Source organism: Mammaliicoccus sp. P-M59 (assembly GCF_022386135.1).
GTDB lineage: Bacteria > Bacillota > Bacilli > Staphylococcales > Staphylococcaceae > Mammaliicoccus > Mammaliicoccus sciuri_A.
In genome coordinates, this window is the sequence record NZ_JAJNJJ010000002.1 from 166024 (window position 1) to 187169 (window position 21146).

General features: G+C 31.1%; 11 protein-coding genes. All 11 read right to left on the bottom strand.

Going from position 1 to position 21146, the window contains the following annotated elements; translation table 11 throughout:
* Nucleotides 1–285: 285 nt before the first annotated feature.
* Nucleotides 286–1728: an ABC transporter ATP-binding protein gene (locus LQ617_RS05830; protein WP_239739902.1), complete on the bottom strand. Its 1443-nt coding sequence runs from the start codon at nucleotides 1726–1728 to the stop codon at nucleotides 286–288.
* A gap of 4 nt (nucleotides 1729–1732) precedes the next feature.
* Nucleotides 1733–2461, bottom strand: a complete 729-nt coding sequence (locus tag LQ617_RS05835) for an energy-coupling factor transporter transmembrane component T (protein WP_239739906.1) — start codon at nucleotides 2459–2461, stop codon at nucleotides 1733–1735.
* Nucleotides 2462–2463: 2 nt separating this feature from the next.
* A complete protein-coding gene (locus tag LQ617_RS05840) occupies nucleotides 2464–3042 on the bottom strand; it encodes an MptD family putative ECF transporter S component (protein ID WP_239739908.1) in 579 nt (192 codons plus the stop codon).
* A gap of 199 nt (nucleotides 3043–3241) precedes the next feature.
* Nucleotides 3242–4270 carry a methyltransferase gene (locus LQ617_RS05845; protein WP_239739909.1) on the bottom strand — a complete coding sequence of 343 codons (1029 nt, stop codon included), beginning with the start codon at nucleotides 4268–4270 and terminating at the stop codon, nucleotides 3242–3244.
* Nucleotides 4271–5032 carry a thioesterase II family protein gene (locus LQ617_RS05850; RefSeq protein WP_239739910.1) on the bottom strand — a complete coding sequence of 254 codons (762 nt, stop codon included), beginning with the start codon at nucleotides 5030–5032 and terminating at the stop codon, nucleotides 4271–4273.
* A 1-nt stretch (nucleotide 5033) separates the two neighbouring features.
* Nucleotides 5034–12539 carry a non-ribosomal peptide synthetase gene (locus LQ617_RS05855; RefSeq protein WP_239739911.1) on the bottom strand — a complete coding sequence of 2502 codons (7506 nt, stop codon included), beginning with the start codon at nucleotides 12537–12539 and terminating at the stop codon, nucleotides 5034–5036.
* A 2-nt stretch (nucleotides 12540–12541) separates the two neighbouring features.
* Nucleotides 12542–14149 carry an AMP-binding protein gene (locus LQ617_RS05860; protein ID WP_239739912.1) on the bottom strand — a complete coding sequence of 536 codons (1608 nt, stop codon included), beginning with the start codon at nucleotides 14147–14149 and terminating at the stop codon, nucleotides 12542–12544.
* A gap of 30 nt (nucleotides 14150–14179) precedes the next feature.
* Nucleotides 14180–14782, bottom strand: coding sequence for a VOC family protein (locus LQ617_RS05865; protein ID WP_239739913.1), 603 nt, complete (start codon nucleotides 14780–14782; stop codon nucleotides 14180–14182).
* Complete coding sequence (locus LQ617_RS05870; protein ID WP_239739914.1) at nucleotides 14782–19011, bottom strand: condensation domain-containing protein; 4230 nt, start codon at nucleotides 19009–19011, stop codon at nucleotides 14782–14784. The genes LQ617_RS05865 and LQ617_RS05870 overlap by 1 nt, the downstream gene beginning before the upstream one ends.
* Nucleotide 19012: 1 nt before the next feature.
* Nucleotides 19013–20086, bottom strand: a complete 1074-nt coding sequence (locus tag LQ617_RS05875; RefSeq protein WP_239739915.1) for a Gfo/Idh/MocA family oxidoreductase — start codon at nucleotides 20084–20086, stop codon at nucleotides 19013–19015.
* A complete protein-coding gene (locus LQ617_RS05880; protein WP_239739917.1) occupies nucleotides 20083–21141 on the bottom strand; it encodes a hypothetical protein in 1059 nt (352 codons plus the stop codon). The genes LQ617_RS05875 and LQ617_RS05880 overlap by 4 nt, the downstream gene beginning before the upstream one ends.
* Nucleotides 21142–21146: the final 5 nt, after the last annotated feature.

The following is a 21146-nucleotide window of genomic DNA, read 5'->3' on the forward strand; positions in this document are numbered from 1 at the left end:
TTAAAATGAATACGCAAGTTTAGAAAATTCATATTATTAATCAAATATAATAATAATGGTAAATAGTATTTAAATTAAAATTAGGCGACTTATCCTCTATAGATCATATAGAATAAGCCGCCTAGAAAATATTGTTTATTAAGTTTTCATTATTCGTGCTACGTCATTTTCCGGTATACGTTCTTCTAAATCTGATAAATTTATTATAGGTTGCATGTTATCATTATTCACCTCTGTTTCTACTATTCTAGTATCATTACCCGCCACTTTTCACAATGAAGCAAATTATTGATTATATTTAGTACAAGGTAGTACAAAATCTACTAATTGAAATATCATTTCCATATCATGTGTCACTATAAAAATAATATTATCTGGGGAAGATAGTGACTTTATCTCATTACAAAATTGATCTAATGAGTTTCTATCGAGCCCTGAAGTTGGTTCATCAAATACGATGATTTTTTTATCAGATAGCAATGCAGATGCTACTGCTGTACGTTGTTTTTCTCCTCCCGAGAGAGAAGCAGGATGCCGTGTTTCTAAATGGGACAAACCTAATTGCTTTAAGATTTGTTGTACTTGTTCTTCTGTTGCATCTGTACCTAAACGAACTTCATTTAAAAGTGTATTTGAGAACAATTGTTGATTTACGTCCTGCATGACCATAAATCCTTGTTTATTCAACATTTTCTTCTTTAATATCTGTTTATTTTCTTTGATAGCACCTTTATACTTGATAAACCCTAATAATGTATTTATAAATGTCGTTTTTCCTGCACCATTCTCTCCAATAACACCGATAATACTGCCACCTGAAAATTGAAGGTGAGGAATACAAAACACAGTCTTATCGTGATAAGATACTTCTACTTCTTCAAGTTCAATAGATAGTGAGGAATCTTCGTCAACATTTCTTTGAATTTGACATAATTCCCATGATTTTTCATTTGTTAATTGGTTCAATTTTTTAGATAAAGAATCAATATTCATACTTCTGAGACCCATTATAGATAACTCTTGTTCACTTTTAACATATAGTTCATCAAATGTATAAGTTGCTTGATGTTGTCCGGATTTCAAATATATAAATCTGTCTGCTAAGCCATTTAACCAATATAGGCGATGCTCTGATAGTAGAATCGTATAGCCAAGTTTCTTCAAACTAGTCAGTAATATCTTTAATAATTCAATTGATTCATAATCTAAATTAGCAGTAGGTTCATCAAGAAGTAGTATTTTTGGCTTCATAGAAATAATAGAGCCACAAGCAACACGTTGTTTTTCTCCACCAGAAAGTTCAAATATGCTTCGATTAATTAGATTTTTTAAGTTTAAATCAGCTATTGTCTCTTCTGTTCTCTCTAGAATTTCTTTTCGCGTTAAATTTAAATTTTCACATCCGAAAATCAATTCATTAGAAGTATCTAAATTGAAAAATTGAGATTTTGGATTTTGAAATACAGAACCAACATTTTTAGCTATATCACTAATAGTCTTGCCGTTAATTGATGCACCAAAGTGCTTTACTTCACCTTCCAACCTTAAGGTATCGTAAAATTCAGGTATTAACCCATTTATTACCCGGGTAATCGTTGTTTTGCCACAACCACTTTCTCCGCATAAAACGACACACTCACCTTGTGCTACTTGTAGTGAAAACTCATCAATAATTTTAGTAGAATCAGATGTTGTTACGCTAATCTTTTGAAGATCTATCGCATTCATACGTTCATCCCCCTTTAAAAATAATGACGAGTGCAATAGCTATAAATATCACAAGATAATCTACAATATTTAGTCGAAATTTGATGATGGTCGTACGCTTTCTTCCGACATCTAATCCACGTGTCATTGCAGCTGCTGAGAGTTCTTCCATCACTTTACCGGATGAAATCAACATTGGAACTACCAATCGTTCTATGGATAAGATTGGATGTTTCAAAAAGTAAATTGGACCGATATCAATATTTCTAAAAACTAATGCTTGTCGTATATTTTTTAAATGCTCTAATAATGTTGGAATAAAACGTAACATTACTACAAAAGCGACTGCAAAAGCATCTGGAATATGTAAGGTTTTAAACATTGCCAAATATTCACTAGTAGTTGTTTTTTCTGCTAAAATATAAAACATTGCAATCGCTGGTATAAATACTCTTACAACATTAAATATTATAAAAATAAAAGAAAAGTTTTGACTTAAATGAACTAATTCAGCAATTCCTTCTAAAGCAATCGTCCCAAAGAATATCACGACAAACAGATAACACTTCATCATTTCTTTAGTATTCAATAAAAATAATGATGTTAGTCCTCCTACAATACATTCTCCCAGTATCGATCCACTTCGCATCATTATTATAGATGAAATAATAAAAACGATAATTTTTGTAATAGGTGAAATATCTACGAAAGCATCTTTTTTAAAATACAATGGCACATTTACAGTGTTCATCATATTCATACAATGCCGGCCTTCTCAAAATGTTTTTTATTTAATTTATTACCTATAATTGCTCCAATGATACCCCCAATAATAGCAAGAGCAACTATTACGAGGATAATCCAATTTGGTGTAAGTGCAGAAAATTGTTCAACATAATCTTTTCCATAATAATATTCCGAAGACTTCATAAATTGATCCCGAGCAAATAATAGCATTGTAAAAGGACCAACTACAATAATATTAAAGATACTATAAGCAACTATATTTTTGAGCTTAGTATATTTACTTCTGTCTTTTAATACAATTTCAGCTAATATACCTGCGATAATAGCAATAAATAAAGGTGCAATAGTAGTAGATGACAATGTCAATCCTGATAATATAGCTAAAATAAAGACAGCACCTCTCTTAGGAACTTTAGAAATATAAAGTATAAATACTGGTCCTAAAATAATTCCAGTTATCAAAGGTGTTAATAAGAACGTAACCGGATTAAGACCAAAAAGCATGCCAGTTGCCACTAGGATTACGATATATATTGCAGCAAAAGCACCGGCAAAAATATAATCTTTCGTATTCATTTTTTTCTTCATTTTACTCACTCTTTTCTTTTCAACTAGTCCTTATTTGACTCAGTTTTATTATTATAAAATAGGAACATTAACATCAAAAAATTTAAGAAATCATTGGTTTTTAAATTAAGAATAATCTTTTTTGAGGTATATAGACGTACTAATCGGCTTTTTTTATATTTCTTCACACTATTTATTTTGTTTTTTCTATATTTATATTTTAAATTATACCTTCCGTAGTAATACTACTAATATCTAACAAATATAAAGTACCATTAATATGATGTGTTCGTTCTATTTTCAATCCACTTTTTTCTAATAATTTTTCAAAATCATGATAACTTCGTTCGACCCCTCCACATAATATCCATATGTTTAGAGCATCCATATATTTATCATAAACATTGTTATCATTTTCAACCGGTAAAAGCTCTTCTATTATCCATATTCGACTATTAGGTTTCATATTTCCTTTTATATTATTAAGAATATTTGTAGCTTGCTCATCTTGCCAATCATGTAAAACTTTAGATAAAATAAATATATCGCCTTTTATCTCATAACTATCAAAAAAGTTTTGTGTTTTAAACTTAAGACGGTCAGAAACATCATTTCCTCTCATCAATGCAGTAGTTTCTTCTTCTGCAGAATTCAGATCTAGTACAACCCCTTTTGAATTAATGAAATAATTTAGTATTTTTACCATCAATTCTCCTCTACCACCTCCGATATCTACAAATGATAGTGGAATTTCAGGAGAGAAATGCTTAAACCACTCCTCTAAATCATGGCTTCGTGTATAGCTATCCATCATGTTTGTGAAAGTCTCTAATGACTTTTCATTCTCACTCAAATGTTCAAAAAAGGGTTGCTTATGTAACACTTCGTATGGAGATTGATTTGAAGTCAGACCATCTGTTAAACCTAACCATGTTGGCATAACTATACGCCCAGTAAATAATACATAAGGTAATAAAGAGTTTTTTGAATTTCTTTCTGTTAAATAGTCACCTAATTCAGTTAAGTACAAGTATCCTGCTTTTTCTTTAATAAATCGCTTGGCTATTAAAGGTGTAACAATAAGATTTAATTTATCTTGTGGAATTTTTAAAGATTGAGCTAAACTAGATTTTGTTTGTTTTTGCTCAACTATATTGTCGAATAATCTTATTTCACAAGCAGTGTATAACAATACTGATAAAGAAAAACCCTGTATATTCTTCATAATTGTAAGTACTTCAGAATTCATTTAATTCCCCTTCCTCCTTATAAAAATTTTATCTAAGGATCTACAATAACTAGCAGATAAATCAAAAGGGAAAAAATGGGTTCCATGAAACAAGTCAAAACTGAATTTACCCTTAGTCACTTCTTTCCATTTCAACATATCTTTTTGAGTCGCATCTACATCCTCATCACCAGCATGAGCAATAATATCCGCCTTTATAATTTCACCATGATATTTATGTTGCTCATCCAATTTATAATCATTTTTTATCATTGGTAGAAATAAGTCTTGAAAAGCTTCTGTCTCAAGAATCTCTTCTGGCGTAGCTCTTTGTCGTAATAGTTCTCTTTTTAGAGCTGTATCACCCTGTGTAGAATAGTAGTGACGTTCTTTTTCGAACGTCACACTATGTCTCCCAGCAACAATTAAATTTTTAACACTTTTCTTATACTTACTTTCTAATAAATGAGTCACATAAAATGCAAGCAACGCACCAAAACTGTGTCCATATAGGTTAATTTCATCACTTGGAGATGTGATATTAGCAATCTCTCTGGCTAACGTTTCTATTAAATGGTTTAAAGAAGACTCAAGTGGTTCATTCATACGAGCATGTTTACCTGGTAATTCTATCGGAATAACAGCTACATTATGAATTTCATCTAACCAGCTATAATATTTGGTAGCAGAACCCCCAGCAAAACTGAAACAAAACAGCTTTTTTCTATGATTTAATTGCTTATCATCTAAAAATGGAAATGTCATATAATCATTCTTAAGCATTTTATATTTCCCCTTCTTCTACATTATTTTGGTATGTTTCCTCAATATATTTCGACAATTTGTCTAATTGAGATATTTCGAAGAGTTCTTTTAGTGATAATTCTATTAATAGTTTTTCTTTTACTAACTGGATAAACTGTATTGCTTTTAATGAATCTCCTCCTAGTAGGAAGAAATCATCATTTAATTCAATCGTATCTACTTCAAGTATTTCCTTCATTAAATTTTGAAGTTGTCTATCTAAACTATTCCATTCTCTTTCTGATACACCCTCTTTATCGAATCTAACTTCATTGAGTAACTTATTACGATCTAGTTTCCCATTTTGCGTGAGAGGGAATTCATCAGTTTGAAAATATATTTTCGGTACCATATAGGCTGGTAAGGATTTTTTTAAGTCAGATTCGATTGTTTGATATTCTACATTTTCAGAAGCAACATAAGCTACAATAAGTTGTTTATCAATAAGCACAACTGCATCTTGGATATATGAGGTTTGTTTTAAATTTTGTTCTATTTCTCCAAGTTCGATTCTATAGCCATTTATCTTGACTTGGCCGTCTTCACGCCCCTTAAAGATAATCTGTCCATCATTTCTATACATTGCTAGGTCACCTGTACTATAAAGTCTTTGCTTTAATTCCGAATGATAAAAGAATGATTGTCTTGTTTTAGTTTCATCGTTCCAATAACAATCCGCTAAACCTTCTCCTGCAATATACAGATTTCCTATTACTCCAATTGGACATAGATCTAATTGTTCATTTAAAATATACATACGTTGATTAGCTAAAGGTTTTCCATAAGGAACAGATACGTCTGATTCTTTTAGTGTTGATAAATCAAATATATTAGACCAAATCGAAGCTTCAGTTGCACCACCTAATCCATAAAATTGTATATTAGAATTAATTATTTTCTTAGCATCCTTATACAAATCTTTTGGAATCCAGTCACCACTCAATAATACTTTATTTATCGTTAAATCTTTTTGTGGATGTTTTTCTAAATATTGTATAAATAATTTGAATAAAGATGGAACTGTATTCCACAATGTAATTGAGTATTGTTTAACATAATAAGTTATAACTTCGGGATTGATACGATCTACTTCATCAACGATAAACACCGCACCCCCTGCTTGGAACATGCCAAAAATGTCATATACCGACAAATCAAATGTCATTTGTGATAGCATAATTGCTCTATCATCAGCTGTAATTTTTAATCTGTCATTTATATCTAAAATTGTATTCATCGCTGATTCATGTTTAATCGCAACTCCTTTCGGAGTACCAGTAGTACCTGAAGTATAGATAATATAAGCTAAATCTTTTTTGTCATTTTGGGTATCATCAAAATATTCTAATTGTGTACCTTCAAATTGAATATTTGAAACTCCTGTATATTCATCCTCGCTATATGATTTACTTGTGATTATACATTTCACACCTGCTTGCTCCATTATTTTTATATTTCGAGAAGCTGGATTGTTTCTTGCTAAAGGTGTATAAATAGCTCCTACCTTAAATATAGCGATTGCTGCAATAATTTGCTCAAATGTTTGTTCAGATAGAATTGCAATAATATCACCTTTTTGTACTCCTGCTGTTTTTAATTGTTGAGCTAAACCATTAGCATAGAGATTCACTTCTTTGTAAGAATATGTTTGATATTTATCAATAATTGCAATTTGATTAGGATACCTATCAACCTGGTGGCTAAATCCTTCTAATAGAGTGTGACCTTTATAAGCTGGAACTTCAGTCTGATTAATTTGGTGAATCAAAGCATTAGATGAACTCTCTATAATATTTGTATGTTCATTTTCCCATATATCAGTAGTTTTACTTAAATCTCTTAATGTTTGTATATATCCCTTAAACATCTCGTCAACCATACCTTGCTCAAATAAATCTTTTATGCTATCTAAGGCAATATTCAAACCTGTTTCATCTTCAAAAACTTGTAAATCCATCCAAACTTGAGGCGTTTGAGATAAACCATATTGTACCCTACCTATTGCATCAGTACTTTTACCATTAATCCCTAATCCACTTGTAAAGACAATAGGCATAGTCATATTATTTTTATTGTTTTTGTTCATTAATCGTTGTACTGTGATACCACTTACACTTGAATGAGACATACACTCCCATAATTCTTCTTGTAATCGCTTAGCTCGATCAATAAATGAATCACCTTTAGTCATATCAACACTTAATAAAGTTAAAGTAGTGAAATCTCCTATGATATTTTGTACCGCTTCATTAAATGGAAGACGATCAAAACGCGTAAGATTAATTGTAAATTGCTGTGATTTACTCCATCGCGCAAGTATTTCTGCATATACTGTCAATAATACTCCTGCAGGGGTCAAACCATAATATTTAGATTTCTCTTTAATTTTAGCCCATTCATCAGCACTTAGTTTATTACTATTCCGTTTAAAGCGATGAGAAGTAGGTGAGTGATTAATATTTAAATCTGGTTTATTAAATATAGATGGAATTTTATTTTCCCAGTACTCCAAATCTTTTGAGTAATTTACTGTCTTCTTATACTGTTCAAATGATTCTACATAAGATTTAAATGTTGTTTGATTTGACGTCAGACTCGTATGTGGATGCTCATACAAATATCTCCATTCTTTGAATAATTGAAACATGCTAAATCCGTCAAAAAACAAATTATCAAAACTTACACATATTCGACCTTTCTGTGATGATAAATCTAAATATTTTATTTCGAAAGATGGCCATTTATAGGGATTAAAGTTTTGATGTTCCAATTGATCCCTCACTTTGAGTGCCTGTCGTTCCCCATTATTAATTTGTCTCAAATCAATATATTCAATATTGTAGAAATTAACTTCTTTTAATACCTTTTGTGAAAGTTGGTCTTCACATATAACCGTTCTAAGACTTAAATGTTTCTGTATCAATTTATTCCAAGCAGATTCTAATAAATTAACATCTAAATGTTCTGTTTCTAGTTCAAAATAACAATGACTTGAGACGTCACCAAATTCAAATGCACCACTTCTACCTAAAATATAGGCTTGTTGTACTTCAGTTAGCGAGAACTTATCATAAGGTGAATTATCTTTCACATCAGGTAATTGATGCCTTATAGCTCTCTGTCCTGATTTTTCAATGATATTAGCCATATCTTTTAATTTAGAAAATTTAAAAATACCTTCTAACTCAATAGTCACACCAAATGTTTGCTTAATATCATTTCTTAATTGAGTAGCGAGCAATGAATCCCCACCCAGTCTAAAATAGTCATCATCTGGTTCCGGTAATTGGTGTAATTGATTCTCCCATAGCTGACTTAGTTTACATTCATAAGAGGTCATTACTTGTGATGTTGCAATATCTGAATTATTATCTTGACTTTGTTTATTATCATAAGCTAACAGTTTTTTTCGATCCACTTTACCATTAGCTGTAATCGGTATATCTGCTAAAGTTTGAATTTGAGAAGGAATCATATAATAAGGTAATGTGTCAGATAAGAATGTTTTAATACTCTCCTCATTAAATTGATATGCTGTACTTTTTTGTAAAACATATAAATATGCTGAACCTAATTCATTTTGATCTGTATACATATTACGTAAATGGAACTCACTTTGATTAAAAATTGAAACCCAGGTATCGTGACTTAATAATGGATTTAAATCTTTTTCTGTTTCTACTTTATCCAACAGAGCAGTTGTAATATATTGCATTGATAAAGGTTCAGTGAGTTCAGTAACAAGTAAAAAGCCACCTGGATTTAATTTTTTCTCTAACTGTTTTAATGTAGCTTTTGGATTACTTACACGATGCAACTCATTATTTAAAATTATTACATCAAAAGTTATATCTTCAGGTATATTTTTAAGTTCTAAATTATCCACATAACAGGAAACCTCTTTAGGTATTTCTTGTTCGTTATTAATGTAATATAAGCTCGAATCAATATAAGTCCATTTATGTTCTTTATTCTTTATATTCTCTTTTACACCATTCAAACTTTGGGTACCATATACAAGAATAGATTTATTAGACATTTCATTCTGCATTATATGTTTATAAACTGAATTTAATATTTGATTTGCCCATCGGCCTGCTTCTACCGCTTCTATCAGTCTAGATATTCCAGGGAAATCTTTATCTATTAATAATTCATTCGGTCGTTTATAACCATAAACAATATCAAGCATGTATCTTTCAAATAACTTAATTATATTGGACAATTCTTCCTTTAAATCTATATCTTGTGACACTCTTTCTCCATCATTAATCGAGATTTTTCCATTCAGCTCTTCCCATTTTTTTACTAATAGTTGGTATCCTGGTATCACTTTAGATTTTTCGAGATGTAAAAGTACTCGTTCTATACAAGCTTTAGTCAATTGATTTATGGTATTGATTATAGATTCATGAAGGTAATAGTTAAATGGTATATTATTCATGAATCGATATGCATCAAATGATTTAAAACTTTTAATCTTTTTGATATAAGGATTTTGTTGTAATTGGTCTGAATCAAATGTCACAAAACTTATAATTTGTTTTTGACCTCCAAAATCTTTAATAATTGAAGCAGATTGATCGATGCCTCTGACGCGTTTAATAGCAGAATCTATCTCACCTAATTCGATACGATGTCCTCTTAATGAGACTTGATTATCTAATCTTCCTAAAAATTCTATTGTATCGTCTCTCCAAAAACGACCTTTATCTCCTGTTTTATACCATCTCACCCCACCTTCATTCACAAATTGCTCTCTTGTTAATGTTGGTTGATCAAAATATCCCTCAGCCACTCCTGCTCCACCAATCCAAAGTTCTCCATCTTCATAATCATTTGCATCTTTTCCTTGAGCATTAACAATTCTGTAAATTTGGTTAGGAAGAGGTTTTCCATATGGAATTGTATGCCAATGTGTAGGTGCAGGTCTCTCAAGTTCGATAAAATTAGACCATATAGATGCTTCTGTAGCACCTCCCATAGCTAATACTTTACTATTTGGAAATACTTCTAGAATATGTGTAGGCAATTCACCATCAATCCAATCACCTGAGAGTAACGCATATCTAAGCGAATGTTGATTTATTGATTTATGCTTCATTTCAGTGAGTAACATTTGCATTAAGGTTGGCACTGAATTCCATATAGTTATAGGATGCTTTTTCAATACTTCCAACCACTTTTGACTATCTCGCCAATACTGATCCTCAACATAGCACATACTAGCTCCTATCATTAGGGGACCAAAAACATCAAATACTGAAAGATCAAAATCAAATTGGGAAACATTCATCACTATATCTTTACTATCCATCTGACATTTATATTGAACTGCCTCAATTGTATTCAATACCTGATGGTGGGTGATTTTCACACCTTTTGGTTTCCCAGTTGACCCAGATGTAAATATTATATAAGCTAAGTCAGAAACATTCTGATCTGGTGGCAGCACTTCATTTTCAAATCTTATTGCCTCTTCAATACTAATGATAAATTGCTGTTTATTTTCAAAATTGCTGGATATTTCGTTTTGTATAATCAAATGTGTAATATCAGAATGATTTAAAATTTGTTCTATTCTCTTGTAAGGTTGGTGAGGACCAATTGGAATATAACTACATCCCATTAACATAACCGCTATCATGGAAGCAACGTATTCTGGTCCTTTCGGTAATTTAATCGCTACACTATTTCCTGGTTGGACGCCTTTGTGTTGTAAGTATCCTGCAATGTGATTTACTAACTCAAGAAGTTCTTGATAACTCACAACTTCATTCGTCAAACCATTGATAAGGGCACATTTTTGAGGATATAGTTGAGCTATTTCAATAAATTTTTGAGGTATGGTTTGCGTATAATTATTACTAACCTTAAAAGCTTGCCTCTCTTGTTCTCGCCGTAATTCATTTTGAGTTTTATGTGTGTATATCTCATCCATTGAACTCTGACAAAGTATTAATTCTTCTTTAAAATATTCAAACATATCATCAACTAATCCATCTGGAAAAAGTTCGTCTATACTGTCCCAAACAATATATAAACCACCATCTTTATTAAACACTTGGAAATCTAGGTACGCTTGCGGTGTTTGAGAAATCATATAAGATATATCACCAAATGTTTGGATGAAATTCTCATCTACAAGAGCATCACCAAGATTACTAGAAAAGACAACAGGAGACATAAATGATTTACCTCTTTGCTTTTGTAAATCTCTCATTACTCGGATACCTGAATACGAAATGTGCTTCATTCTTTCGTGAAAATTATTTTGCAGCTCCTTCATATTTTCAGCTAAACTCTTAGTTTGAGACATATCGATGTCAAGCAATAAAAGATTTGTAAAATCTGCAACTACATGTTGAATATCTATACTTGAATCTCTATCAAAAATAGGCAAATTTAATAAAAACCTTTTGTTATTACTCCATTTTGCAATAGTTCTTGCATAAAGTGTTAAAAGCATCATAGGTAATGTGACACCATGTTGTTTTCCAATTTTCTTCATTAATTCAAGCTGATCTGGTGTAACTATTGTTGAACGTCTATTAAACTTAGGCTGTACAACTTGATTAAGAGGTTTTATAACTGGCAAATGCGGTGCATCAGGCATCTTTTGTAATTGACTTAACCAATAAGCTTCATCCTTTTCTTTTTGCGCTTGATCACTTTGTTGTTTATAGGCTAAGTACTCTGCAAAGTTCCATGATTCTTCATGTCCATGTTGGCTATTTATATCATTATAATAAGTAGCTAAATCACTTAATATCATTTTAAAGCTATGCACATCACAGACTAATAAATCAATATCAAAACATAATCTAGCTGTTTCATCATTAATAATTATATACTGTAAGCATACGACTTCTCCTAAATCTACACGCATCAATCGGTGAGAAGTTTCATTTCTAAAAGTTTCTAGACTTTTTCCTTTATCTTCATATTGAGAGAAATTATGTACAATTACTTCTTTATGAAATGGTTCATCTAATACTTGCTGCTGTCCACTTTCAGTAAATTTTGCTTTTAACATAGGATGAATTTCGAATATCTTTAACCATGCTTTATTTAATTTTTCTAAATCCAGGATTTGTGTATCAATTTCAACATATCCATGACAGCCGACACCACCTAATGTTTCTGTTTCTTTTCTACCTATCCAATATGCATATTGAACATCTGTTAAATCAAACGGCTCTTTTAAATCAACATTAGGCTTTTTGATTTCCTTAGAGATAGTAGGGCGATTTTCAAATAATAATATACTCCATTTCTCTAAAGTAGGATTCTCAATAAAACTTGAAAAGGAGACTTTGTAACCAGCTTTCATCCATTTAGCTAATATTTTCATTATATCTAGTGATTCTAAACCAAATTTAATAAGCGATGTCTGATCATCTATGAATATGTTACCTTTTAACATATGTGATATATCTTGTTTTAATTCTTCTTTGATATCTTCTTGAGTTAAATTTTTAGACAACATTATGAGCACCCACTAACTATCTTAATTATTTTTTTCTTATCGATTTTACCAATATTTGCGTAGGGTAATTCTTCTAAAAAATAAATTTCATCAGGCACTTTATATCTAGCTATTCCTTGTGTTTCAAAATGATTTAGTATTTCTTGATGAGTAATTTGTATACCACTTGCTTCAATACATGCACATACTTTTTCACCCAGACTTTGGTCAGTCATACCAAATACGGCACAATTATCTATTAATGGATGTCTCCTCAAAATCGATTCAATTTCTGCAGGGACAATATTTTCACCTTTTCTATTAATCTGCTCGTCAACTCTACCCGACATAATCAAGTTTCCATTTCCATCTAAATAACCAAGATCTCCAGTTAAAAAATAATTATCTTCAGAGAATACTTTTTTATTCAATTCTTCATTGTCATAGTAACCCAAGAATGTATAAGGACCTTTTTCCGCTATTTCTCCAACCTTATAATTAGGTTGAATACTTCCATCTTCATTTAAAATTTTAATTTCATCACCTTCTGAAATAGGTTGCCCTTGAGTTCCTAATCTAATTTCCACAGAATCATTCAGTTTAGTAAAACAAGTAATCCCTTCCCCAAGTCCATAGCCTTGTTGAATTGTTACATTTAATTCATTCTCTAGTTTTAGTAAAGTATCATAATCTATTTTTGCTGCCCCCATAATTATGTGGTTTAACGAATATAAGTCTGCAGGAAACCAATTATGATTTTCTAGCCATACCGATGCAATAGCAGGTACAATAGAAGTTGTATTCACTTTTTCTTGTTCTATTAATTTAAAAGCCTCATCAAAACCATTTGTATGGGATAAAACAACAGTTCCCCCATTAAAAAGTACACCTAATACACCTGGATTAGCTAAAGCGTAATCATGTGCAACAGAAAGTACTGCTAAGTATATAGTGGCTTCGTTAAACTGACATCGCTCGGCAGCTTTTTTAATGTTATAGACATAAGCCTCATTAATTTTTGGGATTATTTTAGGGTTTGAGGTTGTACCTCCTGATAGCAAGAAGACACCTACATTACGACCATTATGTGACTTATGGCTTTCAACTTTTATATCTCCCATATTTCTTTCTCTATTAATATTAATATATTTAACATTGTCATATCGCTCTTCCGTGTCTCCAATAATTGTTGTTATAGAAGGGATATACTCCAAATTATCTGCAACCATTTTACAATAATTAAATCCTAAATAATTTGAAGAACCGACATATGCTTTTGGTTGTAATTGATTGGCTATCGCAATAATTTCTGATTCTCTAAGCGTAGGCATCATCAGTATAGGCTCTAAATTCAACATATTTGAAGCAAAGAGTACAATCATAAATTCTATGCTATTTGGGAGCTGTATTATTATTCGATGACCGCTTTCTAGACCTAAATCAGCCAATAATGCTGCACAATCTTTGACTTTATCAAGCAACTCTTGATAACTTAATCTATGATTTTTATCAATCACCGCAAGATTATTAGGTTTTTTTTGGACTTGTTCATATAGCGTTTCAAATAATGTTTCATTCTTTAGATATCCCTGTGACTCATAATATTTCAGAATGTGTTCTCTATTCATTTTAATAGCCCCTCCTGTGTTATTACTTTCTTAAAATTCAACGTTAATTTCAAAGTCTCCTTTAGAAACATCCAATAAAGAATCCGAATTCATTGAATTGACAAGATCATATTGCTCAGGATCTACTTTGTAAGTAATATGCTTAATACATTTAATATTATTTTTATGATTTGGAGAAAAAATTCTTGTCGTTTTAAACGGTGATTTAACAAATGGTAGTTTAGAGTCATATGGGAATATACATTTACATTTCAATAAGTATTGATGATAGTCTTTTCTTTTTACTGGTACAACAATAGAACGATATTCCCACTGTTTATATTTTTTCCTTAAACTTTTAAATTCATTTAATTCCGCTTCAAACGCCAATCTTATATATCCTTCATCTTCCTTTTTTTGTGACATAATACTTTCTACAAATTGGCTTTGACCAAAAAACCTTAATAACCTTTGAATCAATATCGGCATGTTCATATCGTAAATCAATTCAATATAAGGCCCTTCCTCAAAGTAAATCAAAGCATTGTATGGGTTCTTTTTTTTGCCGTATTCTACAGTAAAACCTTGGTTTCTAAAATCTTGAACTGCTTTTTGTAAATCATCTACCTTATATAAAATATGACTGACCTTCATTATTTAACCCCTTTCCCCAAATTTTGAATTGCCTCCACTAAACTATTGGTATGATTATAATCTAAACAAGTTGCATGATTCCCTTCTACTTCCATCATTACAATGTCTCCTAACACAAAACTTGTCCAACTCACATCTTCTTTAGTTTTTGGATAGAAATCTGTAACATATTCCTTAGGTTCAAACACATTAACGTCACCCAGATATGTTTCAGGTATATAGTGAATCATTCCTAGATATGTGTGGTTAAACACTTCATAAAGTTCCACTAATTTTTCAAAAGTATTGTTTGTTCCATTAAAGTTATGTTCTGGTATACTGTTATAGATTCTTTTTAATCTTTCATGTTGTGATAGTTCGTTTAATTTACGATATGCTGTACCAACATTTTGAAAACATTCATCTTCCTCTAGGCTAAATAATTCTTCATCACTTATATCTCTTGCCTCTCCTTGAACTAATGAGCTTAACGATTGAGTCAATTCTTCAAAAGAAAAACTATATCCAGATTTCGCTAAATCCGCTCCTATAATACTTGCAAAAGCAGTTTCCATTAATAATGAATTACTTACATGATGTAAACACAAATGAGAGCTAATTAAGTTGATAGGTTTAACATTTTTTCCATTTTCTAAAAGAATTTTTGCTGTTTCTATTGCTAAAAAACCACCTACACAGTATCCATACAATTCATATTCATCTGCATCTAATTCCATCAATGCTTTGGCATATTTATAAGCTAAAAGTTCAACTAAATTTTTATAAGGATGACTTACATATTCAGAAACATCACCATATGTAAATCCATAAATATGTTCGTTATTTTGACTCTCATCAATTAAATAAGGAAGTATATAATTATAATCTAACAAACGGCCAGTCCCTGCATGAAATAGCGCTTTAATTACTTTTGGCTCGTCATCTGTAGTGTGAAGAGCTTTTAAGTATAAGTGATTATGGCTATAATTATTTTCTTGTGCTGCGATTATTTCTTTAGATGTTTCATACTGGTTTAATGTATTTGCAAAGCCATGAACAGTAGGTTTTTTAGCAAAAGCCTTCATTAATTCTTCAAAGCTAAACACTGAAAGCGAATCAATGCTGGACTGCACTTCTGTAATCCATTTCGCAACAAGTAATGAATCACCCCCGACTTGATAAAAATTATCATTTACTCCGATGTCGTCTCTTTCTAACAATACTTTTAAAATATTTAACAATGAGCTTTCAAGCTGAGATTTGGGTTGAGAAATTTCTTGAGAAATCAAATTTTTCGAACCCGCTTCTTGAAGTTTTTTAACCCATAAACTTCTCGTTGATTCATCTTTCGGAATTTGATTTGTAACCTCAATAACATCTGCATGCATATATTTTGGCCAGTACATGATTTCTTTTGTGACTTCCTCTTCTAAAACTGCTAAAGAAGGACTCATACTCTGACTGACTAGTACACTTTGGCCGCTTTCGTACATCACTTCACTTTTTTCAGGTAGTATTGCAATAGGTTTAAAGTGAGATTCTTCTAGTAAACTATGCCACTGTTCACGACTAAAAAATGTTTCATTCGTATCTTTTCGTATATCTTTAAAATGATCCAGTCCTCCTTTTAATTCTAAAGAAGTCATTAAAGAATATGATTCTGTGGTTGCTTCAATCATAATTAAATAACCATTTGGTTTAAGTAAGTCATTTAACTGATTAAGCACAAGTAATGCATGTTCTGAATTATGTAGCACGTTCGGACACAAAATCATATCATAGTGTTGTTTTTCAAAACCTTGTTGCGTGTATGACTTATTAATATCAAACAATTTATAATTGATATTGTTATATTCGCTCAATATTTTTTTGCCATGATTCAAAAAATATTGTGAAACATCAGTGAAATCATACTTAAATTTTATACTTTCCAATACTGGTAGGACATCTATAGTAGTAGCTGCTACCCCTCCACCTACTTCAAGTATATGAACTGGGTCAGTTTGACCATTACACAATTGTTTTACTGCTTCTTTCACAATGCTATTTAAGCCTTTATTGACCAAATTTTTATTATATGCAGCCATTGCTATGTCTGTGGTTCCTTGTGGAAAGAAAAGATTTAACCCGTTAACTTTATCTTGTATCTGTGCAAGTAATTGGTTACTCGATTCTTTTTGATAATCGAATAATGTTCTACTATAATTTAATTCTTCTTCCACTTGTTCAAACGCTTGCCAATACTCATTTCGCTTTAAAATATGTGATTCACCTAAATAAGTTAAAGCATATTTTTGCTCATTTTTAACAATATAGAATTCTTTGCAGAGGGCTGTTAGCCATCTTTTTACTGTGTCAACAAATTTTTCAGATACATTTAATTGTTGTATTAACTCTGCTTCATATATATAATTTCCGACTTCATTAAAAATATTAGATGAGCGAAAAACTTCTAACATATCGACTAAAGAAGTAATTTCCGACAAATTTTTCCACGTTTTAAAAACATCTGAATCTATATTTTTAAAAGTATTTTTGCTCACATTTTGTAAATGCTCACGTAATTTTGAGCATGTTTTATCATTAAATTTATACGCTTTTTCACTAGGTTTAAGATAGGTTTTAAGGTGTGATTCTGTATCATTTTCTATTTCTACCGTGTATGATTTATCTACATTTATTAACTCCGTCATTCTATTATCAATATCTGTTAAATGTATTTTATGTTGGTGATGTTCTACTAGAGACTGGTCTAACAACGGCTTTTCCAATAAATCATGACTATGCCAAAGCGACTCGTCTTCTGCTAACTTGCTAAGTAGAAATTTGAACTGATCAACAAAATCTTCTATAAATACATCCTCAAACGCCTTATCTCTAACATCCAAGTTACATTCAAATACACCATCTGCCTCAAATACTTGACAATCAATTAGTACTTGTGGAGTCTCACTCACTCCATACTCAATGTTAAACTGCTTACTATTTTTCTCCATACCTAATGTGCTAGTGTAAACCACAGGTATAATAACGTTCATACCATGATGTCTTGAAAGTTCTCTTAATACTTCAATACCATTAAATCGTTTATGATCTAAATTAGCGAATAACTCTTTTTGTATTTGTATTACTCTCTCTTTAAAAGTTTCCTTTTCAGAAGAAGTATCTAAAACATTTACTGAAGTAAAATCTCCAATAACTTGATCTATATTTTCACTGTATTCGTGTCGATTCATTAAAGTAATATTGATAGCAAATGAATCATTCAAAGAATTTTGTTGTATTAAGTCTCTATAAATTGTTAACACTGCATTAGAAGGTGTTACATTAAACTTTTTGCATTTATCTTTAAAATCTGACCATTGCGAAGAAACAATAGAAAACGGATGACGAGTAAATGAAACTGATTTATTATTAAATGTTTCTACTTGTACAGGAAGTTCTGGTTGTATAGGCATTTCACTTATTTTATTCATCCAGTAATCTCTATCTCTTAAATATAACTGTTGTTCTCTAGGATCATCTTGTTTTGCTTGTTCAAAGATTAAAACATCACGAAAAGTAAATAATTCTTCAGAAGATTGTTCATCATAATATAGTTTCATTAGTTCATTCATAATTTGATGTACACTTGTAAAGTCCGCTATAATCATATCTATAACAAAATGAACGATAGTGAAATCTTCAAATAAAGATAACTCAAAATGATGAAGCGGCCATGCATCTATATTAAAATTCATTCTTTGTAACTCATTTCGTTTATCCAAAAATATTCGATGTGCAACCTCTATATCTTGTTGTCTTAAATCATTAACCTTGAGTGATGGCATTTCTTTAATATCTACGTAATTATGAACATATTCTGCAGTTACAATAGTACTTAAAATATCATGTTGATTTATTAATTTATGCCAACATGTTTCAAATTTTTCTGGTGATAAATTTGGCATTTTAATCTCTACGTAACTCTTGCAGCCCACACCCCCTAACTCTTGATCTAAATTCCTACCGATAGCATATGCTTTTTGCATAGATGTAAGGGGAAAAGGTTCATAGCGTTCACCTTCATGATGAATTAATTTTGAAACCGATTTAAGATAATCGATAATTTCAGATTTATGTGCTTTTAATTGTTGTAGATGTTGTTGCTGTAAACTATCTTTTGGTGCTCTGTATTTTAATTTTTCTCCATCTATCCAAAGCAAAATACCTTGTTCTTCAAATGACTTGATTAATTGCTGAACTTCCATGCTATCTCTCCTTCTTAATTAATCCACCTATACTTAGTGGGTTGATTTTTGAACCTTCAATATACTCTATGGGTCCAATACGTTGGCCAATTTCTTTCCATAATTGACAAAGAGAAAGAAGTTGTTGTAGATATTGCAATGTCTTTTTGGAATCGAGCATACCTTTTTCAAATTCTATCAAAGCACTTTTGATAGCTTCAGGCCAAAGTTTCTCATAAACCTTTTGATATGAAATATTCTGATTTTTGTTATAGTCATTTTCACTTACTGGCAATTTCAAAAATGCATTATCAGTATATAAATTCAAATTACCTTGCTCATCATTAGGAATAAATACTCTTGGGTACCAAGTGCAATATCGATGGGTATCACTTAAACTCAAGCGACCACCTTCATAATAAATATCTATTTTATGTAGTAAATGAAAGAAATTATCCGGATTATTCGCATCCAATTGGTTTTGAATCTTAATATCGTAGGATATCTCCTTGATATCTCCACTAACTGTTGTAAACAAACCGTTTTTGTATGTTTGTTTGTTGACACGAAAAGGACTCAATCCGCCTATACTTTGATTCAAAATGTCTAACAATGGATATAAAACTTGCACACTACATACTGCATCTATATGGATTAATTTACTTTGATCTTTAATTTTTTGAGCACAATTGATAAAATGATTAACCGTTTCAATATGAGGATAAAATGTATTAACCATGTATACACATTTATGAGTTTTAGCCGTTTTTAAACAATCAAGCATATCTTCTGCATGCACAGGCTGCTCTTGTAATACAGGTATACCTTTTTCTAGAAATTGTTTAGCTATTGTCGTACCTTTACCCCCTACGATAGAGGAACGTACCACGACACATACAATGTCAACATTTTTAACATCTATTTGTGTTATATCTGTATAAAGCGGTACCTCATAACGTTGGCTGCAATGAAGTGACTGTTTGCTTCCTGTTGATAAGATACCAACGAGTTCATAATCAGAGTGCGATTGAATGCCTTCGAGATATACTTGGCCAAATGTCGTGCCACAAACTAATATTTTTGTTTTTTTCTTCATATTTCACCTTCCTCCATCCTTCCAGCTATTTCTTCAACATACTCTTCAATATCAATATTTTCTAATTTGAGTCGCTCTATAACTTTATTTGGATTTAAAATATCACAAGCCCAGTAACATCCTGTTCTCAACTTCTCATTAACAATTTTTTCTACACAAAGTGCAGCGATTAAAGCTGTAAGCTTGTGACTATTTTTATCTTTTATCGTAAGAACATACTTATACTTGTTATCATTAGCTTCCATTCGAAGTACAAACCATTGTTGTCCAATGGTTTGATACTTAGTCATAAGATTTCGAATACGGGTCAACTTCTGTTGCTTAGATAAATTGTGTTGATTGATTATTCCATAACCATTCATTAACAGTTGTTTGCTCATTTTATCCTTAAACAGCATATATGATTTTATCGTAGTAAAAGGTATATTCTTTAAAATGCGTTCGAGCTCTTTAGTAAAATAGAGCTGAGCTAAAGCATGTTGATTATCTTTAAAATAATGTTCTTCGTTAATTTCATCGACTATGGCCTTGCCATTTTTAATATAATAATTGGATTTACCATAACCTTCTTTTGTACTTAACAAAATATCCAACAAGGCATTTGTTCCTCCTGATTCGTTACCACCTTGATATATTTTTATTTCAGAGTTTTTTGCCTCAAATTTTTGAGCCATCCATAATACCATCAGACCAGATAAACCAGGTTGTGAACCTGCATTTATAATATGTGGTACGTCAATCGGTAATTGGTTTATTGCCTTCTCTAAAATATCGCCACCAAACAAATCAATATAAGGCATACTATGTTTATTCATCCACTCACTAAGTCGAGCGCTAACTATATAAGAAGGACCTGCACAATTCACCACTACATCACACTTTTTTACAAAAGAACTCATAGTACTTGGGCAATTTATATCTACATATACATCAGTTTCCTTTCGTTTTTCTGAATAATATGTTGCTATTATGTGATATTGATTCTTTAATAATTCAACTAACTGTTCACCTACTGTCCCATATCTACCAATAATCCCAATGGTTTTCTTGCTCATGATCA